The organism is Hyphomicrobium denitrificans 1NES1 (assembly GCF_000230975.2).
Taxonomy (GTDB): Bacteria; Pseudomonadota; Alphaproteobacteria; order Rhizobiales; family Hyphomicrobiaceae; genus Hyphomicrobium_B; species Hyphomicrobium_B denitrificans_A.
On record NC_021172.1, the window covers coordinates 1,579,006 to 1,603,980 of the forward strand.

The 24,975-nt window shown below is 60.6% G+C and carries 24 protein-coding genes and 1 tRNA gene; 13 read left to right on the forward strand and 12 right to left on the reverse strand.

The window, feature by feature from the left end; translation table 11 throughout:
* Positions 1-346 precede the first annotated feature (346 nt).
* The 3 genes from fabG to HYPDE_RS07440 form a co-directional block, all read right to left on the reverse strand.
* Entirely contained in the window at positions 347-1,093 is a 747-nt protein-coding gene (fabG, locus tag HYPDE_RS07430; protein ID WP_015597796.1) for a 3-oxoacyl-[acyl-carrier-protein] reductase, read from the reverse strand.
* 10 nt (positions 1,094-1,103) lie between these two features.
* Positions 1,104-2,051, reverse strand: a complete 948-nt coding sequence (fabD, locus tag HYPDE_RS07435) for an ACP S-malonyltransferase (protein WP_015597797.1) — start codon at positions 2,049-2,051, stop codon at positions 1,104-1,106.
* A gap of 371 nt (positions 2,052-2,422) precedes the next feature.
* Positions 2,423-2,668, reverse strand: a complete 246-nt coding sequence (locus HYPDE_RS07440; RefSeq protein WP_015597799.1) for a hypothetical protein — start codon at positions 2,666-2,668, stop codon at positions 2,423-2,425.
* A 398-nt stretch (positions 2,669-3,066) separates the two neighbouring features.
* Here HYPDE_RS07440 and rpsF point away from each other — a divergent pair, with 398 nt between their 5' ends.
* The 11 genes from rpsF (at position 3,067) to HYPDE_RS07495 (ending at position 13,425) form a co-directional block, all read left to right on the forward strand.
* On the forward strand, positions 3,067-3,603 hold the full coding sequence (rpsF, locus tag HYPDE_RS07445; RefSeq protein ID WP_015597801.1) for a 30S ribosomal protein S6: 537 nt from the start codon (positions 3,067-3,069) through the stop codon (positions 3,601-3,603).
* A 3-nt stretch (positions 3,604-3,606) separates the two neighbouring features.
* The gene (rpsR, locus tag HYPDE_RS07450; RefSeq protein ID WP_013215683.1) at positions 3,607-3,861 is read left to right on the forward strand and encodes a 30S ribosomal protein S18; all 255 of its coding nucleotides are present in this window, start codon (positions 3,607-3,609) and stop codon (positions 3,859-3,861) included.
* A 116-nt stretch (positions 3,862-3,977) separates the two neighbouring features.
* Positions 3,978-4,928, forward strand: a complete 951-nt coding sequence (locus HYPDE_RS07455; RefSeq protein ID WP_051111982.1) for a DUF2232 domain-containing protein — start codon at positions 3,978-3,980, stop codon at positions 4,926-4,928.
* Between the two features lie 39 nt (positions 4,929-4,967).
* Positions 4,968-5,552 carry a 50S ribosomal protein L9 gene (rplI, locus tag HYPDE_RS07460; RefSeq protein ID WP_015597803.1) on the forward strand — a complete coding sequence of 195 codons (585 nt, stop codon included), beginning with the start codon at positions 4,968-4,970 and terminating at the stop codon, positions 5,550-5,552.
* Positions 5,553-5,707: 155 nt separating this feature from the next.
* Entirely contained in the window at positions 5,708-7,216 is a 1,509-nt protein-coding gene (locus HYPDE_RS07465; RefSeq protein ID WP_041320155.1) for a replicative DNA helicase, read from the forward strand.
* Positions 7,217-7,239: 23 nt separating this feature from the next.
* Complete coding sequence (gene alr / locus HYPDE_RS07470; RefSeq protein WP_015597805.1) at positions 7,240-8,382, forward strand: alanine racemase; 1,143 nt, start codon at positions 7,240-7,242, stop codon at positions 8,380-8,382.
* Entirely contained in the window at positions 8,382-9,758 is a 1,377-nt protein-coding gene (gene radA / locus HYPDE_RS07475; RefSeq protein WP_015597806.1) for a DNA repair protein RadA, read from the forward strand. Before alr ends, radA begins: the two co-directional genes overlap by 1 nt.
* Before the next feature lie 55 nt (positions 9,759-9,813).
* Positions 9,814-10,446, forward strand: coding sequence for a CvpA family protein (locus tag HYPDE_RS07480; RefSeq protein ID WP_015597807.1), 633 nt, complete (start codon positions 9,814-9,816; stop codon positions 10,444-10,446).
* A gap of 90 nt (positions 10,447-10,536) precedes the next feature.
* Entirely contained in the window at positions 10,537-12,018 is a 1,482-nt protein-coding gene (gene purF, locus HYPDE_RS07485; protein WP_015597808.1) for an amidophosphoribosyltransferase, read from the forward strand.
* A gap of 39 nt (positions 12,019-12,057) precedes the next feature.
* Complete coding sequence (locus HYPDE_RS07490; protein WP_015597809.1) at positions 12,058-12,843, forward strand: SDR family NAD(P)-dependent oxidoreductase; 786 nt, start codon at positions 12,058-12,060, stop codon at positions 12,841-12,843.
* A gap of 180 nt (positions 12,844-13,023) precedes the next feature.
* Entirely contained in the window at positions 13,024-13,425 is a 402-nt protein-coding gene (locus HYPDE_RS07495) for a DUF930 domain-containing protein (protein ID WP_041320157.1), read from the forward strand.
* 40 nt (positions 13,426-13,465) lie between these two features.
* On the opposite strand, the gene HYPDE_RS07500 is transcribed toward HYPDE_RS07495, so the two are convergent.
* From HYPDE_RS07500 to HYPDE_RS07530, 7 genes are all read right to left on the reverse strand, one after another.
* Entirely contained in the window at positions 13,466-14,263 is a 798-nt protein-coding gene (locus tag HYPDE_RS07500) for an MBL fold metallo-hydrolase (RefSeq protein WP_015597811.1), read from the reverse strand.
* On the reverse strand, positions 14,260-15,069 hold the full coding sequence (locus HYPDE_RS07505) for a TatD family hydrolase (protein ID WP_015597812.1): 810 nt from the start codon (positions 15,067-15,069) through the stop codon (positions 14,260-14,262). The genes HYPDE_RS07500 and HYPDE_RS07505 overlap by 4 nt, the downstream gene beginning before the upstream one ends.
* Positions 15,069-16,631: a methionine--tRNA ligase gene (gene metG / locus HYPDE_RS07510; protein WP_041320159.1), complete on the reverse strand. Its 1,563-nt coding sequence runs from the start codon at positions 16,629-16,631 to the stop codon at positions 15,069-15,071. The genes HYPDE_RS07505 and metG overlap by 1 nt, the downstream gene beginning before the upstream one ends.
* Before the next feature lie 49 nt (positions 16,632-16,680).
* Entirely contained in the window at positions 16,681-17,802 is a 1,122-nt protein-coding gene (locus HYPDE_RS07515; protein ID WP_015597814.1) for a DNA polymerase III subunit delta', read from the reverse strand.
* Positions 17,802-18,431 (reverse strand): dTMP kinase, encoded by a 630-nt coding sequence (gene tmk / locus HYPDE_RS07520; protein ID WP_015597815.1) that lies wholly within the window; start codon positions 18,429-18,431, stop codon positions 17,802-17,804. Before tmk ends, HYPDE_RS07515 begins: the two co-directional genes overlap by 1 nt.
* Before the next feature lie 29 nt (positions 18,432-18,460).
* Positions 18,461-19,642 (reverse strand): D-alanyl-D-alanine carboxypeptidase family protein, encoded by a 1,182-nt coding sequence (locus HYPDE_RS07525; RefSeq protein ID WP_015597816.1) that lies wholly within the window; start codon positions 19,640-19,642, stop codon positions 18,461-18,463.
* A gap of 108 nt (positions 19,643-19,750) precedes the next feature.
* Positions 19,751-20,848, reverse strand: coding sequence for a septal ring lytic transglycosylase RlpA family protein (locus HYPDE_RS07530; protein ID WP_015597817.1), 1,098 nt, complete (start codon positions 20,846-20,848; stop codon positions 19,751-19,753).
* Positions 20,849-21,076: 228 nt separating this feature from the next.
* On the opposite strand from HYPDE_RS07530, the gene HYPDE_RS07535 reads away from it, so the two are divergent.
* Positions 21,077-21,166 (forward strand) — tRNA-Ser (locus HYPDE_RS07535).
* A gap of 152 nt (positions 21,167-21,318) precedes the next feature.
* A complete protein-coding gene (locus HYPDE_RS07540) occupies positions 21,319-22,515 on the forward strand; it encodes a tyrosine-type recombinase/integrase (protein ID WP_015597818.1) in 1,197 nt (398 codons plus the stop codon).
* A 492-nt stretch (positions 22,516-23,007) separates the two neighbouring features.
* On the opposite strand, the gene HYPDE_RS07545 is transcribed toward HYPDE_RS07540, so the two are convergent.
* Positions 23,008-24,468: an MFS transporter gene (locus tag HYPDE_RS07545; protein ID WP_015597820.1), complete on the reverse strand. Its 1,461-nt coding sequence runs from the start codon at positions 24,466-24,468 to the stop codon at positions 23,008-23,010.
* The gene (locus HYPDE_RS07550; RefSeq protein ID WP_015597821.1) at positions 24,465-24,896 is read right to left on the reverse strand and encodes a DUF1810 domain-containing protein; all 432 of its coding nucleotides are present in this window, start codon (positions 24,894-24,896) and stop codon (positions 24,465-24,467) included. Before HYPDE_RS07550 ends, HYPDE_RS07545 begins: the two co-directional genes overlap by 4 nt.
* Between the last annotated feature and the right edge of the window lie 79 nt (positions 24,897-24,975).

Here is a 24,975-nt window from a genome sequence, read left to right on the forward strand (position 1 = left end):
TCGCTCTGCAGAACCCGCTGGAAACCGCATGCCTATTTTCAACTTAAGGGAAATTCGGCCTGTTCGGATAGGGGGCTCGCACCCGTTTTTAGAAGTCTTTTCTTTGGTCCCCGTAGCGTGAGTCTTACGCCGGAGTACCGCTCTCGCGTAACGCAATGCTGGTTTGTCCCCAGCTTCGCGCCGTCCCGATGGCGTGCTTTCCACACCTCAAAACCGTGGTGTCGTTAACACACTTACGGGGCCTTGCAAAGCACACGGTGACGCAGCCGAGAAAGCTCTTGTAGCACATGAGCAAAACGAAGAAATTAAAGCACTCCCGGCATTTACCATCGTTTTTCAATCTTCACTACACCATCGCCATGCCGCCATTGATGTGCAGCGTTTGACCGGTCATGTAGCCACCTTCGTCCGATGCGAGATAAAGGCAGCCGGCCGCGATATCCAATGGCTCGCCGAAGCGTTGCGCCGGGATGATCTGCGCGATGTCGCCCTTCTGCTTGTCCGTCAAAACGTCGGTCATCGCCGTCTTTATGAAGCCCGGCGCAATGCAATTCGCGGTGATGCCGCGCGAGGCAACTTCACGTGCGAGCGATTTCGTCATGCCGATCATGCCGGCTTTGGAGGCGGCGTAGTTGCCCTGGCCGGGATTGCCAAACACACCCGAAACGGAAGCGATATTGATGATGCGGCCATAACCCGTTTTAGAGCGCATCATGTGGCGGGATGCGGCCCGGCACAGCATGAACGTCGATGTCAAGTTGACGGCGATGACGTCGTCCCACTGATCGTCCTTCATGACCATGAACAGGTTGTCCCTAGTCAGGCCTGCATTGTTGACCAGAATGTCGAGGCGGCCGCCGAGAGCTTTCACCGCTTCATCGATCAGCTTCGCAACACTCGCACGGTCGGCAAGGTCGCAAGGAAGAACATGCACGCGATCGCCGAGTTCCTTGGCGAGCGCATCGAGGGCTTCGACTTTGCGGCCCGAGATGGCGACCGCCGCCCCCGCCTTGTGAAAGACGCGCGCAATCTCGGCGCCGAGACCGCCGGTTGCGCCCGTTACAAGCGCCGTCTTGCCAGTCAGATCGAACATGAATTCTCCTTCAAGCATTGAGTGCGGCAAGCGCCGCGTCGATGTCGGCCGGGGTACCTAGACTCGCGGCATTTGCCGCGGCGGCAGTCCGCTTCACGAGACCAGCGAGGACCTTCCCGGCACCGATTTCATAAAAATCAGTCACGCCGTTTGCGGCCATTGCGGCGACGCATTCGCGCCAGCGCACAGTCCCCGTCACCTGCTCGACGAGACGCTTCTTGATCTCGTCGGGATCGGAAATCGGCGCCGCGAGCACGTTTGCGACCACGGGAACGGACGGCCTGTTGACTGTCACCTTTGCCAAAGCCTCGGCCATGGCGTCGGCGGCGGGCTGCATCAGCGCACAGTGGAAGGGTGCGGAAACCGGCAGCGGCACGGCACGGCGCACGCCGTATTTTTTTCCGATCTCTGAGACACGGTCGATCGCAGTCTTGTGGCCGGACAGCACGATCTGTGTCGGGTCATTGTCGTTCGCAACTTGGCAAACATCGCCTTGTGCGGCTTCGGCAGCAACCTTCTCTGCGGCTTCGACGCCGACGCCGAGGAGGGCCGCCATTGCTCCGACGCCGATGGGGACGGCTTTCTGCATCGCCTGACCGCGGAGTTTGAGGAGACGCGCCGCATCCGCGAGCGAGAATGCACCTGCGGCGGCAAGCGCGGAATATTCGCCGAGAGAGTGCCCGGCGACGAATTTGACTTTATCGGCGAGAGAAAAACCCTTTTCTTTTTCGAGGACCCGCATGACGGCCATCGACACGGCCATCAGCGCAGGTTGGGCATTTTCGGTCAGTGTCAGGGTTTCCTTGGGACCTTCCCACATGATGGTGGAGAGTTTCTGGCCCAGCGCGTCATCGACCTCGTCGAATACGGCCTTTGCCGAGGGGAACGCTTCGGCAAGGGCTTTGCCCATACCGACGTCCTGGCTACCCTGTCCGGGAAAGATGAATGCGCGTGCCATAGATCTTGCGACTTTCCGCTCGTTCTCCGCTATTCGTCCATTTTGCAACGGACGCGGCGGCCTTAGTCCACTCCCCTCCAGCCCCTGTCAAGGCTGGGAGGCGGTCTGCCGCGACCCCGCCAATCCTTAACGCGCGCCTATGTTCAACCGGGAAACTGATGCGCACGCAGGCGCAGAGCGCTATCGCGACGAACGGCAAAACGGCACCAGCCCGCGTTTCATCGGGCGGCGCCTGTGGGTCTGCCGGTGCAATCAATCGCCGTAGAGACATTGGCGATGGCGAATCCTGAAAGCTACGCCGCTCACTCCGTGGCGGCTCGAGATCCGCGGATCATCAAGGCGATTGCCTATGGTTTCCAGAGGGCAGTGCTTTAGCCCTCGACCGTCTCGACTTCGCAGAGTTCGCCATCAATCAAATCAAACAGGACATCTTCGCCTGTGGTTTCCGCCTGGGCGAGGGCTTCGACGAGATCGTCGTCGATTGGCGCGACCTTGAGCGATGCCGCCTCGGCGGAAGCACCCATTTCCTGCATCGTCGCCTCGCCCTCGGAACGAGCAGCCTCTTCCGTGTCTTCGACCGCCCAGATGGTTTCCTCGGTATAAGCTGCGAACTTCATGGTTGTTTCTCCCTCGACGCACCGGGTGAGGCGTCCTACGGGCCCCGTTAGGCCATGATTCCCTGGTGCTGAGGCGACAGCCCTGTGGTTGTAGACCAAGAAATTGCTAGGGTGCTGCGACTAGGCCGCGGCGCGGCGCCCATGTTGCGGGCAGCCGGAACCCTTGCCGGATCGGCCAAATCCTGTATAAGCGCGCTTTCCGCTCCGGTTGGAGGCTGATCGGGGGCTTGGGTTGCATTTCCAAGGAGGTGCAACCGAGAGGCGTTTTGAACGTCGTCCCCCAGTGTCTTCTCCTGATGGGTACCAGATCGGCCTTTCTCGGGCCTGATTGGGGCTTTGCGCCGGAGGGATGCGACCCGCGTTGAAAAACGCGACAACTCGAACCGAAAGGCCATCGTATGCCGCTTTACGAGCATACGTTCCTGGCGCGCCAGGACGTGACCCAAGCTCAAGTCGAGGCCCTGATGAAGGAATTCCAGGGCGTCGTCGAGGAAGGCCAGGGCAAAGTCACCAAGCAGGAATATTGGGGACTGAAAAACCTTGCTTTCAAGATCAAGAAAAATCGCAAGGCTCACTACGCCTTCTTCAACATCGACGCGCCGCCCGCCGCGGTGACTGAGATGGAACGGCGCATGGGCATCAATTCCGACGTCATCCGCTTCTTGACCATTCGCGTCGACGAGCTGGAAACCGAGCCGAGCGTCCAGATGCGCAAGCAGGATCGCGACGAACGCGGTGATCGCGGCTTTGGCGGCGGTGGCCGTGGCGGCCCGCCGCGCGGTGACCGCGGTGGTTTCGGCGGCCGTGAAGGCGGCTCGACGTTCCGCTCGCGTCCGCCCAGAGACGGCGACCGCGGTCCGCGTCCGCCTCGTGACGGAGAGGCGCCGCGCGTACCTCGTCCGCCGCGTGACTCTAATCCTGGCTCGGAGGGCTGACCCATGGCTGAAATCGCTTCCAGTGGCGGCGGCGCCCGTCGTCCGTTCCAGCGTCGTCGCAAGACCTGCCCGTTCTCGGGCGAAGGCGCTCCCAAGATCGACTACAAGGACGTGCGCACGCTCGGCCGCTACATTTCCGAACGGGGCAAGATCGTTCCGAGCCGCATTACGGCCGTCTCGGCGAAGAAGCAGCGCGAGCTGGCGCAGGCCATCAAGCGCGCCCGCTTCCTTGGTCTGCTCCCGTATGTAATTAAATAAACTGCGCCTTCCGGCCGGCTCCGCGCGGCGGAGTCGGAAGGCGCAAACGAGAAACGTTGGGTCGGGACGGGAAACCGGATCCGGCTCTAACCGCTCGAAACGCGGGACAGCAAACGATGCCGACGAACGTTTTTCTTCTTGCCATTGCGGCCGGCGTTATCTCCTCGGTCGTCTTCGCGTCGGCGACGACGGGAGCCGTGATGCTCCGCGTCGTCCTTTTTCTCCTGACGCCGCTTTCCCTCTATCTTGCCGGTCTCGGTCTCGGAGTTATCGCGGGCGCGATTGCCGCCATTACCGCGACGGCTGCGGTGATGCTGATCGCCAATCCGCTGACGGCTGAAGTTTATGCCATCAGCACGGCAATCCCTGCCGTCATCTGCACGCGCTTCACGCTGATGAGCCGCGGACCGGAAGATGAGCGCGAATGGTACCCTATCGGCCGCGTCGTCGTCGTGGCGGCACTATTTGCAGGCGTCTTCGCGATGCTGGCGCTCATCCTGATGGGCGGCGACACCGACACACTAACGAAGATGCTTCGCGGTGCGGTCGAAGCCTTCGTGAAATCGGAACTCTCCCAGATTCCGGGCGCTCCCGCGATCGGCGAAGCCGAAATTGATCAAATCACGCGCTCGACGCTCTCGACGCTGCCGTGGGCGCTGGGTCTCTTGGCAATGGCGACGACATTGCTCAATCTCTGGCTCGCGGGCCGCATTACGCTGGCTTCGGGACGCCTCGTCCGTCCGTGGCCGGATCTCGCACAATTCAAGATGCCGGCCGGTGCAACGCTCGTGCTGTTCGCTGCAATCGGTCTGACGTTCACCGGCGGAATGACCGGGCTGCTCGCGGCGGGCGTCGCAGCGCCGTTCACGCTCGCTTTCGCACTCGTCGGACTCGGCCTCGTACACGTGCTGACGCGCGGCTCGCCATGGCGGACCTTCATTCTGAGCGCGCTCTATATCGGCGCAGTCCTGGTGCCGCACATCGGATTGCTGCTGGCCCTCGTCGGGCTCGCCGAAACCGTGTTCGGCTACCGCGCCGCCGGCAAGCCGCCCGAACCTCCAAACTGAATTGTACCTGATCAAACGAACCCAAAAGGAGCCAAACTCATGCAAGTCATCCTGCTTCAACGCATCGGCCGCCTCGGTCAGATGGGCGACATCGTCAACGTCAAGGACGGTTATGCGCGCAACTACCTGCTGCCGCAGAAAAAGGCGCTCCGCGCAACGGAAGACAACAAGAAGGTGTTCGAGGGCCGCCGCGCGCAGCTCGAAGCCGACAACCTCGCTCACAAGACGGAAGCCGAAGCCGTTTCCGCGAAGCTCAACGGACAAACGTTCGTCATCATTCGTGCTGCCGGCGATACCGGTCAGCTTTACGGTTCGGTGTCGACGCGCGACATCGCCGAGACGGTCAGTGCCGGCGGCTTCACGGTCAATCGCAACCAGATCGTTCTCGACAAGCCGATCAAATCGCTCGGACTGACGCCCGCCAAGGTTCAGCTTCACCCGGAAGTTGTAAGCACCGTCACGCTCAACATCGCGCGCTCGCAGGACGAAGCCGACAAGCAGGCGCGCGGCGAAGACGTCGCCGTTCTCAAGGACGAAGCGCTCGAACTCGAAACGTTCAATCCGGACGCCGTATTCGAGGAAGGCCACACCGCCGAAGCATCGGAAGAAGCGGAGAAATCCTGATCCGTTTCGGCTGCAGGTTGCACCGGCAGGCTTGGCTGTTGTTCGATTCGCAACGGCCAAGCCTTTCCGGCTCATGGTGTTGATAACGGGGACGGCTGCAAAGCACGCCGCCGTATCCTGACGTTCCGGAAATGGAATCTGCTAGCGTCCCGCGCATGGCAGATCCCGCAGTCCTCGCAACCGAGAAGCTCAAGCAGGCTGGCTCGGCAACCGAACCGCTGACATTCCGGCAGCCTCCGCATAACCTCGAAGCCGAGCAGGCGCTTTTGGGGGCGATCCTCGTCAACAACGAGGCTCTCGATCGCGTCTCGGGCTTTCTCTCTCCCGATCATTTCTTCGATCCGCTGCACGGGCGCATTTACGAGACGCTCGCGACGCTGATCCATGCAGGCAAGACGGCAACGCCGGTGACGGTCAAGACGTTCTTCGAGAACGTCGAGCCGATCGACGCCACGATGACGGTGCCGCAATATCTTGGCCGGCTCGCGGCCAACGCCACGACGGTCATCAATGCGGCGGAGTACGGCCGCACGATCTACGACCTCGCGACGCGCCGTTCGCTGATCCTGATCGGCGAAGACATGGTCAACACGGCCTACGACAGCGCCGTAGACAACGCCCCCCGCGCACAAATCGAAGACGCCGAAAGTCGCCTCTACTCGCTCGCCGAGCAGAACAAGTACGGCAAAGGATTCGAGACTTTCAAGTCGGCGCTGACGACCGCAATCGAGATGGCGAACAGCGCCTTCCAGCGCTCCGGCCATCTTTCGGGCGCATCGACCGGACTCGCCGATCTCGACAACAAGCTCGGCGGTCTGCAGCGCTCGGACCTCATTATTCTCGCGGGTCGGCCGTCGATGGGCAAAACGGCGCTCGCAACAAACATCGCCTACAACGTCGCAAAAGCGCATCGCAGCGAGCGACGCCCCGACGGCACGATGGAAACGACCGATGGCGGGATCGTCGGTTTCTTCTCCCTCGAAATGTCGTCGGAGCAGCTTGCAACGCGTATTCTCGCGGAACAGGCGGAAATCAGCTCCGAGAAAATCCGCCGCGGCATGATCGACGAGAACGAATTCCGCAAACTTGCCAATGTCGCCAACGAGATGTCGCGCATTCCGCTCTACATCGATCAGACGGGCGGCATCACGATCGCGCAGCTTTCGGCCAGGGCGCGCAAGCTCAAGCGGCAACACGGGCTCGACATGCTGGTTGTCGACTATCTGCAGCTGCTCGCGGGATCGAAGGCACGCAGCGACAACCGCGTGCAGGAAATTACCGAGATTACGACGGGCCTCAAGGCTCTCGCCAAGGAATTGAACGTTCCGATCATGGCGCTGTCGCAGCTCTCGCGTCAGGTCGAAACGCGCGAGGACAAGCGCCCGCAGCTCTCCGACCTCCGTGAATCGGGCTCGATCGAGCAGGATGCCGACGTCGTGATGTTCGTGTTCCGCGAGGAATATTACGTCGAACGCCTGAAGCCCGCCGAAGGAACGCCTGAATTTGCCGATTGGATGACGAAGATGAGCCAGGTCTCGGGGAAAGCCGAGGTTATCATCGGGAAGCAGCGTCACGGGCCTGTCGGCACCGTCGAATTGTCGTTCGAAGGGCAATTCACGCGCTTCGGCAATCTGGCGCGGGACTATATGTTGCCCTCGCATTAGCGGTTGAAACTTGGAAGGAACGAATGACGGTGAACGCGCGCATGTCGGGATCGCTCGCAGGCGCCACCGGCACGATCACCATCGATCTCGTACAGATCGCGGCCAACTGGAAAGCGCTGGCGGCGAAGGTTGCGCCCGCGCAGTGCGCCGCCGTCGTCAAAGCCGACGCCTATGGCCTCGGTGCGGAGCGCATAATAGCCACGCTAACGCAGGCCGGATGCACGACTTTCTTCATTGCGACGCCTGACGAAGCGGAGATTGCACGAAAGCTCGCGCCGGACGCTCAAATTTATGCGCTTGACGGACTGGTCGAGGGCGCGGCAACGGTCTTCGCACATCAAGGCGTCAAGCCTGTACTCTCGACGATTGACGATATTTCCGTTTGGGCGGCTCTCTCTCGGATGCGCGGCGAAGCGCTACCCGCTGCCATCCATATCGACACGGGGCTGCATCGCCTCGGGCTGCCGGCACGAGACGTTCGTCATCTCGCCGCCGATGCGAATTTCTTGGGCAGCATTCGCTTAGAACTCGTAATGAGCCATCTGGCTTCGGCGGATAATCCGCGCGATCCGAAAAATCGCGATCAGCTATTGGCGTTCGAAACGCTGTCGGCGCTTTTTCCAGGCGTGCCGCGAAGTCTCGCAGCGTCCGATGGATTGATGCTCGGCCCAGCCTATCACTTCGATCTCGTCCGGCCGGGTTACGCGATTTACGGCGGACAGGCGTCACAGCTCGCTCCAGCGCCGGTCAAACCCGCCGTGAGGGTTGCGGCGCGCATTCTTGCTGTCGCAGATGTCGCGCCCGGAGAAACCGTCGGCTATTCGGCGACGTGGCGTGCCAAGCGTCCGAGCCGTATTGCAACGATCGCGGCCGGCTACGCGGACGGTGTGCCGAGAACCGCGAGCGCGCCCGATGGACGGCCGGGCGGACACGTCATGATAGCCGGAAATCTGGCGCCCCTCGTCGGCCGCGTGTCGATGGATCTCATAACAGTCGACGTCACCGACCTTCCTGATGGCGCGGCGAAGCCCGGCGAATTCGCGACGCTGATCGGCGAAGGCTTAACGATCGAGGACGCAGGTTTTACTGCCGGCACGATCGGCTATGAAATCCTGACGCGTCTCGGCCCGCGCTTCACGCGACTCTACTTCGAGAGCGCTGCGTAATGGCGAAGCCTGCGAAATCACTTTACGTCTGTCAGGCATGCGGAGCCACTGCGGCCCGCTGGGCGGGAAAGTGCGGCGCGTGCGGGGAATGGAACACGCTCGTCGAAGAAACCGACGCAGGGCCGCCTCCGGGGTCCGGCATCACGCGCCAATCGAAGGGCCGCATCATCAAGCTCGAAACGCTGATCGGGTCGGCTGAGGAAGCGCCGCGCTTCTCAACCGGGATCATGGAACTCGACCGCGTCACCGGCGGCGGAGTCGTGCCGGGGTCCGCCATCCTGATCGGTGGCGAGCCGGGGATCGGAAAATCGACGCTGCTGCTGCAGGTCGCTGCCCACCTGGCGCGGCGCGGCGGGCGCTCGATTTATTTTTCGGGCGAAGAAGCGATTGCACAGGTCCGACTTCGCGCCGGGCGGCTCGGGCTCGCGGATGCACAGGTCGGTCTCGCGTCGGAAACCAACCTCGCAAACATCCTGGCGACGCTCGGCGACGATCGCCCGCCGGATCTCGTCATCATCGATTCCATCCAGACGCTCTGGGCCGACACGCTCGACGCGGCTCCCGGTACCGTCAGCCAAGTCCGCGCCGCGGCGCTGGCTCTGATCCGCTACGCGAAGATGGCAGGCGCCGCACTCCTCCTCGTCGGGCACGTCACCAAGGACGGCCAGATCGCAGGCCCGAAGGTGATCGAGCATATGGTCGACACCGTGTTGTATTTCGAAGGTGACCGCGGCCTCCCCTATCGCATTTTACGGGCCGTCAAGAACCGGTTCGGGCCGAGCGACGAGATCGGCGTCTTCGAAATGGTCACGGGCGGGCTGAAAGAGGTCGCAAACCCATCCGAGCTCTTTCTCGGCGACCGCGATAATCAAAGCCCCGGGGCTGCAGTCTTCGCCGGCATCGAGGGGACACGACCCCTGCTCGTCGAAATCCAGGCTTTGGTGGCACCCTCCGGGCTCGGGACGCCACGTCGGGCGGTGGTCGGCTGGGACAGCAACCGGCTCGCCATGCTTCTCGCGGTGCTGGACGCCCGCTGCGGCGTCTCGTTCGCCGGTCACGATGTCTATCTCAATGTTGCAGGCGGCCTGAAAATCGCCGAGCCGGCCGCCGATCTCGCCGCTGCCGCTGCCCTGCTCTCCGCGGTGACTGGCGTATCGCTGCCACGCGATGCCGTCTATTTCGGCGAGGTTTCGCTTTCCGGCGCCGTCAGGGCGGCGGCTATGATGACGGCACGTCTGAAAGAAGCCTCTAAGCTCGGGTTTTTACAGGCATTTCTACCCGAAAGCGGCGATGTCGACAGTGGGGGCCTGAAGTTGTCGCTATCCCGCATCGCACACCTCAAGTCACTTGCAGCGGCGGCAGCGCCATGCAACTGAACGTGCGGGCGAATCTCGGCCCCAGGGGGAGCTGGCTCACAGAGGGATTTCGGCCATGGTCGGTCCGTTGACTTACTTGGACCTCGCGTTGATCGCGGTCGCGTTCATTTCGGGGCTTCTTGCAATGTACCGCGGCTTCGCCCGCGAGCTGCTTTCGATCCTATCCTGGATCGCAGCTGCCGGGGTGGGGTATTGGATTTTCGCGACTAAAAAGGACATGACGGCCGAAATCGCTGCCCAGACGAGCCTGCCGCCGCAAATCGCAACCGTCGCCGTGGCGCTCGTCGTGGCGCTGATCGTCCTTATCATCGTTCACCTTATTACCGCGCGCATCTCGGATGCCATCCTCGACAGCCAGGTCGGGATGATCGACCGGATCCTGGGCTTCATTTTCGGCGTGCTTCGCGGGTTTCTGCTGTTTGTCATTCCCTATATGGCCTACGAGGCATTCATCTCGCCCGATAAGGACAAGCAGCATCCCCTCGTCCGCGATGCCTACTTTCGCGATTATGTGAAGTCGACGGGCGAAGCGATCCGCTCTGTACTTCTGCAGGTCATCCCGCAGCCCTCGGCGAACCCGCCGCCCAGCACCGAGCAGCCCGGTGGCCAGCAAGGCTTTCTTGACCAAAAAGGGCGTTCCGTCGCGCTGGTCATTAAAGGCAAGCGGTACTATATGACGGTCGCGTGACGCGGCGGGCGTCGAGCGGCCAACGCGCGTTCAGTTTTGAATACCCGGCGTAATCGGGCATAAGGGCGGCTCAAACGCGGGAGGTGCCGCATGGCACAGCAAGGCGGCGTGACTGTCGACGGTTTGACGTTTACCCGATATGGCGACGACCGCCTGCGCGAGGAGTGTGGCGTCTTCGGCATATTCGATCACCCGGACGCCGCGGCCATGACGGCGCTGGGCCTCCACGCACTCCAGCACCGCGGCCAGGAAGCATCCGGCATCTGCTCCTACGACGGCCGCAACTTCCATTCCGAACGCCGCATGGGACTCGTCGGCGACAACTTCTCGAAACCTGACGTTCTCGCCCGCCTCAAAGGCCGCATGGCCATCGGACATGATCGCTACTCGACTACCGGCGATCCCCTTATCCGCAACGTTCAACCTCTCTTCTGCGATATCGACACCGGTGGTTTTGCCGTCGCGCATAACGGCAACCTGACGAATGCCCTGACGCTGCGCCGCGAACTTATTTCATCGGGCGCCATCTGTCAGTCGACCTCCGACACCGAAGTCATCCTCCACCTTCTGTCGCGCTCCAAGAAACGTCGCATTGTCGAGCGGTTCATCGACGCGATCCGGCAAGTGGAAGGCTCGTACGCGCTCGTCTGCCTGACGAACGACATGATGATCGGGGCGCGCGATCCAATTGGTATACGACCGCTCGTCATCGGCCGGCTCGGCACGTCCTACGTCCTGGCATCCGAGACCTGCGCGCTCGATATGGTGGGCGCCGAATTTCTCCGCGAAGTCGAGAACGGGGAGGTCGTGGTTATCACGGACGAAGGCCTCGAAAGCCACAGGCCCTTCCCGATGCGCCCGGCGCGGCCGTGCATCTTCGAATACATTTATTTCGCCCGCCCCGACTCCATCGTAGGCGGGCAAACTGTCTATGACATCCGCAAGCGCATGGGTATCGAACTGGCGCGCGAAGCCCCGATCAATGCCAATGTCGTCGTGCCGATTCCCGACTCCGGCGTTCCCGCTGCGATCGGCTTCAGCCAACAAAGCAACATTCCGTTCGAGCTTGGCATCATCCGCAACCACTATGTCGGCCGGACGTTCATCGAGCCGGAACAACGCATCCGCCAGCTCGGCGTCAAGCTCAAGCATTCGGCCAATCCCGGCGTCATTCGCGGGAACAGTGTCGTCCTGATTGACGACAGCGTGGTCCGCGGTACGACATCGAAAAAAATCGTACAGCTCATTCGCGATGCCGGAGCGCGGGAAGTACACATGCGGATATCGTCGCCGCCGATTACGCATCCCGATTACTACGGCATCGACACGCCGAGCAAAAAGGACCTGCTCGCGGCGAACTTATCGCTTGAAGAAATGCGGAAGTTCATGGGAGCCGACAGCCTGGCGTTCCTTTCCGTCAACGGCATTTATCGCGCCATCGGTCTTGAGCACCGCGACGATCGCGCGCCGCAGTTCACCGATCATTGCTTCACCGGTGATTATCCAACCAGCCTCACCGACCACGACGGCTCCATTCCGCGCCAGCTTTCGCTTCTGGCCGAGGTCGGCTGACAAGCGCGGCTGCCCCAACCCGCAGCTTGAGTATCTTGCATGACGCAAAGTTTCGATGATGCGCCGCTCAAAGGACGAATTGCACTTGTCACTGGCGCATCGCGCGGCATTGGGCGCGCAGTCGCGCTGGGGCTCGCCAAGGCAGGCGCTCACGTCGTCATAACGGCGCGCTCGCTCGGCGCGCTCGAATCCCTTGATGACGACATTCGCGCCGTGGGCGGCGCGGCGACACTTCTGCAGCTCGACCTCACAAAGGGCGATCGTGTCGACCAACTCGGGCCGACGCTTTATCAGCGCTGGCAGCACCTCGATATTCTCGTTGCCAACGCCGGAATTCTTGGGCCGCTTTCACCGCTCGGACACACGACGGAAGAGGCCTATCTCGCCACGATCGATATTAACCTCAATGCCAACTGGCGTCTTATCCGCACCCTAGATCCGCTGCTGAAGCGCTCCGACGCGGGGCGGGCTATCTTCGTGACATCAGGAGCCGCAAGCGGAAAGTACGCTTACTGGGGCCCCTACGCCGCCTCCAAGGCGGGCTTGGAGGCGCTCGTAAAGACGTGGGCAGCAGAGCTGACAAACACGTCCGTACGAGCGAATTTAATCAACCCCGGCGCGACACGGACCAACATGCGCGCCAAGGCCTTCCCCGGAGAGGATCCTGCGAGCCTGCCGGCTCCCGAAGAGCTTGTTCCGCTTTTCCTCGAACTCGCATCACCGCATTGTACGCAAAACGGCGATGTCATCAATTTCCGCGACTGGCGTACTTCACATCGGTCCGGAGTTGCCTCCGATGCCAACATCATCGACGCCGATGTCTAGCTGAGCGCGCCGACTGGCAGCGCAGCTAACAGCTCATCTCATACCTGACGCGCAGCATCTCAGACGGTTGCAGCTTTCTGCCTCAATCCCGACACATCTTCGCGCGTTTTGGGGCCGCCGTCGGGGGACGGCGCGCAGCACATGCCTGCGGTTGCACGGGACGGGGGGAAGACACCAGAAATGCGTGGAGCAAGAGGCCTTTATCGAAGCCTATTCGTCGTTGGAATAGCGATAGGACCGCATGTAGCATTTGCCGACGCCTCGATGGACCGCGTGTTGCAAAAGCTTGAACCGGAAGAACGAGCACACCAGGCTTGCAGCTTGCGCGGTCTCGACGCGATCCGAAAGGGCACGCACCTGAAAGCCATCGACCGCCTCAAAACCAGCAGCAGAAATCGGGCGACCTTTAAAGACAATATTGTCGTCGCCAATGGCGCCGCGATCCGCGCCAACCACCGCTGGTACGCACTGAAGTACAAGTGCGCCGTAACAGACGACCAGATGAAGGCCAAGACTTTCGATTTTCAGGTTGGTGCAGAAATTCCGGAAGACCAGTGGGAAGACTTCGGTCTGTGGAAGTAAAGGTCAGCGCTTGGGTTGCGAGGGCGGTAGTACGCCAAGCTCAAGAAAACGTAACGACCATACCGTCGTAGGCAGGCTCGACGCCGCTCGGCAGCTCACTTAAGAGCTTCCCGTAATCGAGTTCGCTCGTCATGTGCGTCAGGATCGTGCGCTTCGGCTTTAACTTCTCGGCCCAGGCGAGCGCCTGCTTGACGCTGAAATGGCTCTCGTGGGGCGTGTAGCGCAACGCATCGACGATCCACACGTCAAGACCTTCGAGCATGGGAATCGAGGCTTCCGGCAGATCGCTGATGTCGGGTGAATAAGCAAGATTCCCGATGCGGTACCCAAGCGACGGCATAGTTCCGTGCCACTGTTGGATCGGCTGCGCCGAGATCGTGCCACCGCCGCCTTGGATCGCAACCGGTTTGATGCCGTCAATCTCATGGCCGTTGAGAATTGGCATATACGGCGATCCCGCCGGCGTCTCGAAGCAATAGCCAAACCGCGATTTGAGGCTCGCTGCCGTCGCGGTGTCGAAATAGACGTCGACGCGCCGCTTCATTGCGAATGCGACCATGCGGAGATCGTCAATGCCGTGGGTATGATCTGCGTGGTCATGCGTGTAGAGCACGGCATCGAGCCCCGTCAGTCGCGTCGCCAGAATCTGCGCGCGAAAATCCGGCGAAGTGTCGATCAGGACGGCTGTCTGTCCTCCCGATCCTTTTCGCTCGATGAGCGCGGAGCAACGGAGCCTTCTGTTCTTTGGGTTTTCGGGGTCGCAGGCGCCCCAGTTCATACCGACGCGGGGTACGCCGCCGGAGGAACCACATCCCAGGATCGTGCACCTGTAGCTCATGCGGCGACCGGCCCGCAGGATGCTGTCGGGAGACGCTTGGCCTTGTTATAGAGCCGGAAGAAATTATCGGTCGTCGCGCGCGCTAGTTCTTCGTTCGAGATGCCCTTGACGGTTGCGAGTGCTGCCGCGGTGCGGACGACGTAGGACGGTTCGTTACGTTTGCCGCGGAAAGGATCGGGTGCGAGGAACGGCGCGTCCGTCTCGACCAGCAGACGGTCCAGCGGCACGTCGCGGGCAATCTCGCGCAGCGCATCGTTTTTCTTGAACGTGATGACGCCGCTGAACGAGACATAGAGTCCGAGTTCCAGAGCCCTCATCGCAAGCTCGCGGCCACCGGTAAAACAATGGAGCACGGCTGGAAAAGCGCCCTTCGCGTGCTCGTCCTCGAGAATGGCGATCGTATCATCATCAGCGTCACGGGTATGAATTTCGAGCGGCAAGCCCGTCTCGCGCGCGGCTGCGATATGGCGGCGAAAGCCTTCCGCCTGCGCGTCCGGAGTCGAATGCTTGTAATAGTAGTCGAGACCTGCCTCACCGACCGCGACGACCTTCGGATGCCGTGTGAGATCGATGAGCTTCTCCAGCGGAATGTCGAGTTCCTCATGCGCGTTGTGCGGATGCGTGCCGACGGAGCAGTAGACGTTGTTAAAGCGCTCCGCTACCGCCAGCACCTTGTCGAACTGACGTATGCGCGTTGAAATGGTCACCATCGTTCCGACGCCCGCCTCACGCGCGCGCGCCACGACCTGATCCAGCTCCGGCGCAAACTCAGGGAAGTCGAGGTGGCAATGATGGTCTACCAGCATCAAGATTTCTTACCCTTGGGCTCATCCGGATCGACATACCGTGGGAAAACGCCCTGCGGCTCCGGGATCGGGGCGCCTGCCGTCAGGCGCCCTGCTACCCCGAGATTTGCAAATGTGCGCGCTTCTGCCGGAACCGCAAGCAGGTCGAGCAATTTCGCCGCGCTTTCCGGCATCACCGGCTGTACAAGAATTGCGAATTGGCGCACGCACTCGGCAGTGACGTAGAGGATCGTCGCCATGCGCGCCGGATCAGTCTTCTTTTTCGCCCATGGTTCCTCGGCCGCGAAATAGCGGTTCGCGTCGGCGACGACGTTCCAGACGGCGTCGAGGTATTTCGTGATCGCCTGGCGATCCATCTCGCGCCGTGCGAGTCCATAGAGCGCATCGGCGGCCTCCAGGATCGCTGTATCTTCCGTGCTGAACGCGCCGGGAGCCGGAATGGCGCCGTCGCAGTTCTTGAAGATCATCGACAGCGAGCGCTGTGCGAGGTTGCCGAGGTTGTTCGCAAGGTCGGCATTGATGCGGTTTGCGATCGCTTCCGGCGAATAGTTGCCGTCCTGACCGAACATGACTTCGCGCAGGAAGAAATAGCGGACGGCATCGCGGCCATAGGCTTTGACGAGATCGAACGGATCGACGACGTTGCCGACCGACTTCGACATCTTTTCACCCTTGTTCAGCACGAACCCGTGGCTGAAGATGCGCTTCGGCAGGGCCAGCCCGGCGCTCATCAGGAAGGCAGGCCAATAGACGGCGTGAAAGCGCACGATATCCTTGCCGATGACGTGCACGTCGGCGGGCCAGTAGTGTGCGCGCGCACCTTGCGGGTCGGTCAAAAGGCCGGTCGCCGTCACGTAGTTGTTCAACGCATCGATCCAGACGTACATGACGTGGCCCGCCGCATCAGGCACCGGAATGCCCCAATCGAGCGTCGTGCGCGAAATCGATAAATCTTCGAGCCCCATCTTCACGAAGCTGACGACCTCGTTCCGGCGCTCGGCGGGCAGGATGAAGTCGGGATTGGCTTCGTAATGCGCGAGCAGCTTGTCCTGATAAGCCGAGAGGCGGAAGAAGTAGGTCTCTTCTTCATTCCACTCGACAGGCGTTCCCGTCGATGTTGCAAAGCGCTGCCCGTCGCGGACTTCCGTCTCGCTTTCCTTGTAGTAGGTCTCGTCGCGCACAGAATACCAGCCGCCGTAAGGGCGCTTGAAAATATCGCCCGCTTTCTCCATGCGACGCCAGAGTTCTGCACAAGCGTCGTAATGGCGCTTTTCCGTCGTGCGGATGAAATCGTCGTTCGAGAGACCGAGCGTCTTCGCCATTTCGATGAAACGCGCGGTGTTGCGATCGGCAAGGGCTCGCGGAGTGACGCCTTCGCGCTCGGCCGTCTGCTTCATCTTGAGGCCGTGCTCGTCGGTGCCCGTCAGGAAGAAAACATCCTTATCGTCGAGCCGCTCGAAGCGTGCGATGACGTCGGTCGCGATGGCCTCGTAGGCGTGCCCGATATGCGGCACGCCGTTCGGGTAGGAGATAGCCGTCGTAATATAGAATTTTTCGCGCAACGGGTGAGCTTCCTTGTCGATGGTCGTTGGGCGCAGCAGAGCCCTGGGCTCAACGGCGGCTCGCGGCCTCCAGACGCGCGAAACTTCCGAGAATGAGCGATTTGCGGTCAAGGTTCAGGGCAGACGTATCCGCCTTGTCGCGGGCCGTTGTTTCCCATAGCTCGGCGAATGTGGCAAGGCGCTCGGGCCCAATCAGCCGCCCTGCCAGCGCGACATCCCGCTCCGGCCCCTCCCCCGTCGCCTGGGCTGCGATGAGGCGCGCAAGAGTCGACTGATAAAGCTCAAAGAAAAGCTCGAATTTTCTCTCCAGCGCTGGCGCCTGGAGTTCATCGCCGAGAGCGTGCACGGATTTGGCGTCGAGTTTCGGCAGGCCATTCAGAATGGCGTCGATCCGGGCCTGGAGCGCCAGTCCGCCGCCTCCAAGCAGCGTCAGAGCGCGACCGACGCTGCCTTGGGCCAGCGGCAGCAGCGACTCCCAGTGATGAGCTTCGGGGACAGGCTTGCCGACGCTCGTCAGGGCTTGGGCTGCGGCGCGTTTCAAATCAGCTTCCGAAAGCGGCGACAGAGATACAATTCGGCATCTCGATCGTATCGTTGCCAGCAGCCGCCCCGGCGCCGATGTGACGACCAGGAAGATCGTACGCGGCGGCGGTTCCTCGAGGGATTTCAGGAGCGCATTGGCGGCATTCGCATTCATGTCGTCGGCACTGTCGACGATCACGACGCGCCAACCTTGAGATTCGGCGCTCAAGGCCAAGAACGCCTTGAGGCGGCGCACCTCGTCCACCGGGATCGTTTGCGAGAAGCGTTTGGTCTTCGGATCGTAGGTGCGGTGGATGACGAGCAGCCCCGGATGCGACATGGCCCGGATCTGCCTGTCGGTCGGGGAATTCGGCTCGATGCTCAATCCCTGCCCGAAAAGATCGCGCTCTTCCGGACGTGCTAACGCAATCTTCGCAAACTGATAGGCGAGCGTCGCCTTGCCGACTCCTTCGGGCCCCGACAGCAGCCAGGCGTGATGCATGCGGCCGCTTGCGAGCGCGTCCGTCAGCATTGCCATCGCAGCATCTTGCCCAACAAGCGATCGTGTCTCGCGCGGGTGCGGAAAATCGTCGAGTCTGTCAGACTCGGGCAGCGCTTCTGACTCTGCAACCAACGGCGCGCGCGCCATCAGTGCGCCTCGGCAAGGAGGTGCGCCGAAACGGCTTGCCACACGGCTGTTTCAACGCTCGATACGGGCAAGCTCGCATCGATCAGTACGCAGCGTTTCGGCTCGTTGGTCGCGATTTCGAGAAAGCCCTTGCGCAGTGTCTCGTGCGTTTCGATGCGCTCTGCATCGTAGCGCGAGAGCGTGCCGCGGCTCTGGGCGCGTTCGACGCCTTCGTTTGCGGGAAGATCGAGGATTAGGGTCAGATCCGGAAAATCAGGCGCAACAGTGTAGCGCTCAAGGAGAGAAATCAGTTCGGGCTCCAGGCCATAGCGTTTGCCCTGATAGACGCGCGTTGAATCGATGAAGCGATCGGAGATGACCCACGTTCCATCATCGAGCGCGGGGCGGATCACGGAGGTGACATGCTCGGCGCGTGCCGCCGCAAAAAGCAACAATTCGGTGACAGGATCGGTCGGGCGATCCTTCAGAATGAGGTCGCGGACGTCTTCGCCCACCGGCGTGCCGCCGGGCTCGCGCGTTACAATGACCGGAACGCCCGTGCGTTCGAGACGGTCGGCCAAGCGCTTTGCCTGGGTGGACTTCCCGACCCCTTCGCCGCCCTCAAATGTGATGAACTTTCCGCGCTTCATAGGCCTCGCCTCAATGCTTCGCGCGTACTCTAGAATGCCAACCGGCGCAACGCCATCAGAACGAGAGAGTCGACGCCTTCACGGACGATGCCGCCCTTTTGTACGTCCTCGGTGGCATACAGCGGCAGTTCGGCGGACGCGCTCGTCGAACTCGATAATTTGAGCGTGGCGACCTGATCGCCCTTCTTGACCGGCGGCTTCAGCGGCGCCTTATAGACGATTTCGGCCGAAATCTTCTGATTGGCGGGATATTTCGGGACCGTGAACATGACGTCATTGTTCGAGGCGAGCGGCACGTACCAGACTTTGCCGCCCCAGACACGCGCCTTTCCGATGACCTCACCAGCATCAAATAGACGTACCGAATTGAACGAGTTGAAGCCCCAGCTCAGAAGCTTGACGGCTTCTTCCTTGCGCTGGTCTGCCTTCTCGAAGCCGCTCACGACGACGATCAGGCGCTTTCCATCCTGCACGGCCGAACCGACAAGACCGTAACCGGAGGCGACTGTGTGTCCGGTCTTCAATCCATCGGCGCCGATATTCAGGAAAAGTAACGGATTGCGGTTGATGAAGCGGTGCTTGCGGTACAGGAACTCCTTCTGCGCAAACACGGGATAGTATTCCGGATATTCATCAATTACGTAGCGCGCGAGGGTCGCAAGATCGCGCGCGCTCATCAATTGGTTCGGATCCGGCAACCCGCTCGCGTTTGCAAAACTCGACCTGGTCAAGCCGATGCGCCGCGCTTCGTCGTTCATCATGTGTGCGAAGGCTGCTATGGAGCCCGCCATGCCCTCCGCTATGCACATGGCAGCGTCGTTGCCCGACTGCACGGCGATGCCTTGAATCAATTCGTCGACAGTCACTTTGGTGTTGACCGGCACCATCATGGCTGACGTTCCCGACGGTGCGCCGCCGTTGCGCCAGGCGTTGACGCTCATCGTGAATTCGTCGGTCTTGTGAACCCGGCCTTCTTTCAACGCGCGGAACAGCACCGCGAGCGTCATCAGCTTGCTCATGCTCGCGGGAGGTGCGGGTTCGTCGGCCCTTTGCTGGAAAAGCGTCGCCCCGGTCGCAGCGTCAACAAGAATGGCGCGCGGTGCCTTGGACGTAAAACTACTCTCGGCAGCCAGTGCGGGACCTGCCGCTGTCATGAAAGAGATCACGATGAGCGCCGAAGCAAGAAGCTGGGCGCAGCTTTTGGTCAACATCGGTCTGCCAGCTCGCTTAGGGCTACCTCTGAAAGGCAGCATTTTGCGACGGACTTCAGTATTGAATCCAGCGGCGGCATGGTCAACGCCACCACTCATAAACTCATTTTAATCTGTCACGATGGCGGTATCGGCGACACCATAGGCGGCAATCTGATTTTGCGTTTGGTTTGCGGCGTCCGGCGAGAATGGCCCCATGCGTACGCGATAGACCTGCGTGCCATCTGCGACTTGCATAGGCGCGACTTCTATCGGGCCCAATAGGCCGAGTTCACGACGCAGACGTTCTGCATTCGAGCGATCGCGGAGCAATCCAACTTGCACGTACGTCCTTGCTGGTGCGAACGGCCGGACCGCAATCGGCGGCGCGGTCAGCGACATGCGTCCTTGATCGAAGCTCGCCGTTTCAATCGTCCTGTTTGCAGCTGGGCGCGTCATTGAAGGCGGCGCTTTTCCTGCGATCGACGCACGATAGCCGATCGGCGACCAGCGATCGGAAGCGTCCGCAGGTAAAGTTGCATCTCCATATCTTGGAGGTGCGTATTCGCGGTTCGACGCAAGTGCGACAGGCGCGGAAGAGTCCTGGCTCCGCCATTGCTGCTCAGCCAGATATCGGCGCTCACGGGTATCGTCGCCATTCAGCGGCGCACGGCCGGCATATTGAACCCTGACGCGAGCCCGGCCCCGGTTCACATAACCAAGTTCCTTGGCCGAGGCATAGGACATATCAATGACGCGATCATTGACGTAGGGTCCGCGATCGTTGACGCGCACAAGCACGCTTTTGCCGTTGTCGAGATTGGTAACGAGCGCGTAGCACGGCAGCGGCAATGTCGGATGCGCTGCAGTCAGGGAGTTGGCGTCAAAGACCTCGCCATTCGCCGTCCTGCGGCCGTGAAAGTCAGCGCCATACCAGGACGCAACGCCATATTCGACGTAATTTGGATTTTCGTGGGGTACGTACCAGCGACCGGCCACCTTGTAGGGTGCTCCAAGCTTGTACGTCCCACCGCCTTTCGGGATATATCGGCTCGCCGCCACACGCGGACTTGTGCTGACGCCGTATTCGTCTTCGGAAAAAACCGAGCGTGAAACCCCGCCAATGGTGCGGGCGGGTGGGTTGCTCGAACAGGCGGATGCGAGTGCCGCCGCGGTCGTCACCAGCATGGCGCGGGCGGCCAGCCGGCCGTAGAGGCCCCTGCTCATGTACGCATACTCAACTCGATACGCTACGCCCACCCCAGCGCACCCTCGCCGCGCAGAGAAGCACGTGAGCTTGGCCGAAGCATGCCTGAAAGATGACAAATGGGGCTTAGGATCAGGTTAAGCGTACCTGGGGCGTCACGGCGCTTGAGGCTGCTAACCGAACCGGATAGGAGGAACACGCCGAGACGCGGCCATACCCGCGCGTCAACTGCAGCGCAGCGGCACTTTGGAAGGGTGGCCGAGTGGTTTAAGGCACCGGTCTTGAAAACCGGCGTGGGCGCAAGTCCACCGTGGGTTCGAATCCCACCCCTTCCGCCAGAAGCCCTAGTCCACACCGGTCCTAACCAGTCCACGTTAGTCCAAAAAGCACCTATAACAATCCGAAGTATTAGCGTTTTTTCAGTCCATATTTGTGTGGACGTGTTCGGGCCCGTCCGTTCCAATCCGAAAGAAAGTGTGGGATGGGCTGAGTGGGGACCCGTCGCTGGAGGGACAATTGGCCATCCAAAGAGACAACGGACACGACTGTCGCGAAGGGCAAAAAGGGCCTGACAGCAGCCTTCGTCGAGAAGGTCAAGACGCCCGGCAAGTACGGCGATGGCAACGGCCTCTATCTCATTGTCGATCCGTCCAAAGCTTCGCGCTGGGTGCTCCGCGTCCAATCCAGCGGACGGCGCAGAGACGTGGGTCTCGGTGGAACGAAATCCGTCACTCTGGCCGAGGCTCGTGACCTCGCCTACGAAGTTCGTAAGAAAGCGCGCGTTGGGCTCGATCCCGTTGTTGTCCGGCGTGCTGAGCGCGAGGGCGTCCCGACGTTCGAGAACTGCGCGAAGACCGTCCATGCCGCGAACCTGAAGACATGGCGGAACGGCAAGCACACGGCCCAGTGGCTCAACACTCTAGAAACCTACGCCTACCCGACTATCGGTAAGCGGCAGGTCAACAAGATCGAAACAGGTGACATCCTGAAGATCTTGATGCCGATCTGGACCGAAAAACCAGAAACGGCTCGGCGCGTCCTACAGCGGCTACGAACGGTACTCGACCATGCAACCGCTGCCGGGCATCGCAGCGGAGAGAACCCGTGTCGGATTGCGGTGATCGGGCTTCCAAAGCAGATCGGCAACGTCAAGCACTTCGCTGCCCTACCCTACGCCGATGTACCAGCTTTCATTATGAAGCTGAGAAGCGCTGATTGCGATCCAATGATCAGGCTGGCGCTTGAGTTTCTGATTCTGACCGCTGCGCGATCGGGCGAGGTGCGTGGCGCCCCCCCCGAAGAATTCGATCTGGAGGCGAAACTCTGGACGATCCCGGCCGAGCGCATGAAGGCAGAACGCGAGCACGTCGTCCCGTTATCGCCGCGAGCAATCGAAATCGTCGAAGAAGCTCGGAAGCTCGCGCCTGAGAGTGAGTTCGTGTTCCCCTCTCGTCGGACAAACGGCAAAGCGTTGTCTGATATGGCGATGACCATGCTTTTGCGACGGCTGAAAATCGATGCAACGGCGCATGGCTTTCGAAGCACCTTCCGTGATTGGGCCAGCGAAGAAACCGACTTCCCGAGCGAAGTATGCGAGATGGCGCTCGCGCACGCGATTGATAACAAGGTGGAAGCCGACCGATGTCATCCGCGACCTGTTTCGTCCGGACGACCAGAAGCCCGGTGACGGTCCGAGCAAGTGGGATCCGGACAGTCCGAAACGACCGTCCGACGGTCTGTCGAAGACGCAGGCCCTCGACGATTTAATGCAGCGGTTAGCGGATGAACGGACGATCAGATCGCAGGATGAACTCACGGCGGACTGGAACCGTCCGAAGCAGACCGTCTCAGACTGGATGAAGGAATGGCGCCGGATCGGAATCATTCCGCCTGCAACGCCAGCCGGACGCCGCAAGGCAACGGCACCTGCATGGGTTAGAGGCCCTCGGCGCCGACGCCGGTGCCGAAGGCGCTCGACGCCGCTGACTATGGCGCAGACTTCAACGGCAAGCGTTGCCAAGTTCAGATCGTACTCGCTGGTCTTAAGCCCTAGCGATTCAAGCGCAGAGGAACTGGTTCTCTAAAGTCAGGAAATGCACAATGACAATCTATATCCGCGCTTGATTATGAGCCATTTGTGCCCCGTTTGAAACGTTGGTTGGCGTTGGCGCGTTTTTCGTCATTCTGCTGAAGCCAAGGGCTTGGCCACAGCCTCCAACGGCTTTCTTTCCACTGCGGCAGCCCACAACGCAGCTACGATCGCGGCGCCGATCATCAAGCTCGCCCCGACGAGATAACCCCAAAATACACTGGTTCGCGAACCGGTATCGATAAGATAGCCGAGCAGAAGCGGTCCAATAACGCCGCCGACGCCAGTCCCTATTGCATAAAAGAAAGCGATCGCGAGCGCTCGAACTTCCAACGGAAACGATTCACTTACTGTGAGATATGCCGAACTGGCGGCTGCTGAGCCGACAAAAAACACGCATGCCCATGCTAGGGTCAACTGCCAGACAGAGACGAAATCCGCTGCGAAAAGATAACCGGTGATAGCGAGAAGCAAACCCGAGACGCCGTATGTCAGTATCAACATTTGACGACGCCCCCACGTATCGAACAGGCGTCCCATCAAGAGCGGCCCCAAAAAGTTTGCGAGTGCAAACGGCAGGATATACCAACCGACCTTGTTGGAGGGCACGCCGTAAAATGTCGTCAGAATAAGCGCATAGGTGAAAAAGACCGTATTGTAGAAATAGGCTTGCGACGCCATGAGGCTCAATCCTACGAACGCACGTTGGCGATGTGTCTTCAAGATCGTCGTGACAACTTCCCAAAGCGGCGTGTGAGTCCGCGGCTTCAGACGCGAAGGTGGCCCTACGAGGTCTTGAATTTTGTGTCCCTCCTCGCGAAGCGTGTGCTCTATGCCGTCCACGATGTCTTTGGCTTCTGCGGCGCGACCGTGGGTCACGAGCCAGCGAGGACTTTCAGGAATCCAGAGCCGCATGAAAAAAATAATTAAGCTCAATCCACCGCCGATCGCGAAGGCGGCACGCCAGCCGAGATCTGATGGCAGCATACGCGCGTCGAGTAAAACCAGCGAGCCTAGGGCGCCGATCGCGGTGCCAAGCCAGAAACTTCCGTTGATGACGAGATCCGTCCAGCCACGTACACGAGCTGGGATCAGTTCCTGAATCGTCGAGTTTACCGCGGTATATTCGCCGCCTATGCCCGCTCCGGTCATAAAACGGAACACGACGAAGCTCCAAAAATTCCAGGAGAACGCAGTCGCAATGGTCGCGAGCATGTAAATCGTAAGCGTCACAAAAAACAGCTTCTTGCGCCCAAGACGGTCCGTCAGCCAGCCAAAAAAGATGGCGCCGAGAACCGCACCGAGAAGGTACGCACTGGTCGCCAAACCAATGTCCGTGTTGGTGAACTGCAGAACGGGACTTGCCATCAGGGCGCCCGCGAGAGCGCCAACAAGCGTCACCTCGAGCCCATCCAGGATCCAGGTGATGCCCAATGCGGCAATAACGAGAACATGAAAACGTCCCCACGGAAGCCGATCGAGTCGAGCGGGAACTGTGGTCTCCACCACTGAACCGAAAGTTGCGCTGCCCGTTGACGTGTTGCTCTTCATTGTGATCGCGTGGACAGCAGTTTTTCAGTTCGTTCATCCGGACCGCCGCACTTTGCTTGCAGGGCACGTGCATAAATATTCCCCGGTTCGGCAGCATTCGCAAACAACGTCATCGAAGAACAGAATTTGAGATCATCCGGCGAGCCGAATATCTCATTGAGAGAGCGATGGGCAGCGTTCAGGACAAGCCGTGTTGACTCCTCAAGCCGCAATCCAAGTAGGGGATGAGCAAGATAGGCTCTTGCCTCATCGAGCGAACCGATACCGTAGAAAATCGATGTCGGACTCGACCCCAGTCCATGCAGTTGCGGAAACACGAACCACATCCAGTGGCTTCGTTTTTGGCCGTCCCGAAGTTCCTCGAGCACATGCTCGAATACATGCGCTTGGGCCTTTACAAAGCGGTCAAGATGAAAGGGATCGTCCATGGTGAACGCTCCTATGCATAGCGAAACGCGGGGTCGCCTGCGACGCCGACGGTGTTTACCAGCGCCGCGGTCAACACGT

Coding starts and splice junctions, on each gene's coding strand:
- HYPDE_RS07530 (WP_015597817.1), bottom strand. CDS start 20,848: ATGAGCAGGGGCCTCTACGGCCGGCTGGCCGCCCGCGCCATGCTGGTG.
- HYPDE_RS07465 (WP_041320155.1), top strand. CDS start 5,708: ATGGCAGATCCCGCAGTCCTCGCAACCGAGAAGCTCAAGCAGGCTGGC.
- HYPDE_RS07490 (WP_015597809.1), top strand. CDS start 12,058: ATGACGCAAAGTTTCGATGATGCGCCGCTCAAAGGACGAATTGCACTT.
- HYPDE_RS07505 (WP_015597812.1), bottom strand. CDS start 15,069: ATGCTGGTAGACCATCATTGCCACCTCGACTTCCCTGAGTTTGCGCCG.
- HYPDE_RS07550 (WP_015597821.1), bottom strand. CDS start 24,896: ATGGACGATCCCTTTCATCTTGACCGCTTTGTAAAGGCCCAAGCGCAT.
- tmk (WP_015597815.1), bottom strand. CDS start 18,431: ATGAAGCGCGGAAAGTTCATCACATTTGAGGGCGGCGAAGGGGTCGGG.
- HYPDE_RS07480 (WP_015597807.1), top strand. CDS start 9,814: ATGGTCGGTCCGTTGACTTACTTGGACCTCGCGTTGATCGCGGTCGCG.
- rplI (WP_015597803.1), top strand. CDS start 4,968: ATGCAAGTCATCCTGCTTCAACGCATCGGCCGCCTCGGTCAGATGGGC.
- HYPDE_RS07545 (WP_015597820.1), bottom strand. CDS start 24,468: ATGAAGAGCAACACGTCAACGGGCAGCGCAACTTTCGGTTCAGTGGTG.
- HYPDE_RS07525 (WP_015597816.1), bottom strand. CDS start 19,642: ATGTTGACCAAAAGCTGCGCCCAGCTTCTTGCTTCGGCGCTCATCGTG.
- HYPDE_RS07440 (WP_015597799.1), bottom strand. CDS start 2,668: ATGAAGTTCGCAGCTTATACCGAGGAAACCATCTGGGCGGTCGAAGAC.
- rpsF (WP_015597801.1), top strand. CDS start 3,067: ATGCCGCTTTACGAGCATACGTTCCTGGCGCGCCAGGACGTGACCCAA.
- HYPDE_RS07495 (WP_041320157.1), top strand. CDS start 13,024: ATGCGTGGAGCAAGAGGCCTTTATCGAAGCCTATTCGTCGTTGGAATA.
- fabG (WP_015597796.1), bottom strand. CDS start 1,093: ATGTTCGATCTGACTGGCAAGACGGCGCTTGTAACGGGCGCAACCGGC.
- HYPDE_RS07455 (WP_051111982.1), top strand. CDS start 3,978: ATGCCGACGAACGTTTTTCTTCTTGCCATTGCGGCCGGCGTTATCTCC.
- purF (WP_015597808.1), top strand. CDS start 10,537: ATGGCACAGCAAGGCGGCGTGACTGTCGACGGTTTGACGTTTACCCGA.
- rpsR (WP_013215683.1), top strand. CDS start 3,607: ATGGCTGAAATCGCTTCCAGTGGCGGCGGCGCCCGTCGTCCGTTCCAG.
- radA (WP_015597806.1), top strand. CDS start 8,382: ATGGCGAAGCCTGCGAAATCACTTTACGTCTGTCAGGCATGCGGAGCC.
- fabD (WP_015597797.1), bottom strand. CDS start 2,051: ATGGCACGCGCATTCATCTTTCCCGGACAGGGTAGCCAGGACGTCGGT.
- alr (WP_015597805.1), top strand. CDS start 7,240: ATGACGGTGAACGCGCGCATGTCGGGATCGCTCGCAGGCGCCACCGGC.
- HYPDE_RS07500 (WP_015597811.1), bottom strand. CDS start 14,263: ATGAGCTACAGGTGCACGATCCTGGGATGTGGTTCCTCCGGCGGCGTA.
- HYPDE_RS07515 (WP_015597814.1), bottom strand. CDS start 17,802: ATGGCGCGCGCGCCGTTGGTTGCAGAGTCAGAAGCGCTGCCCGAGTCT.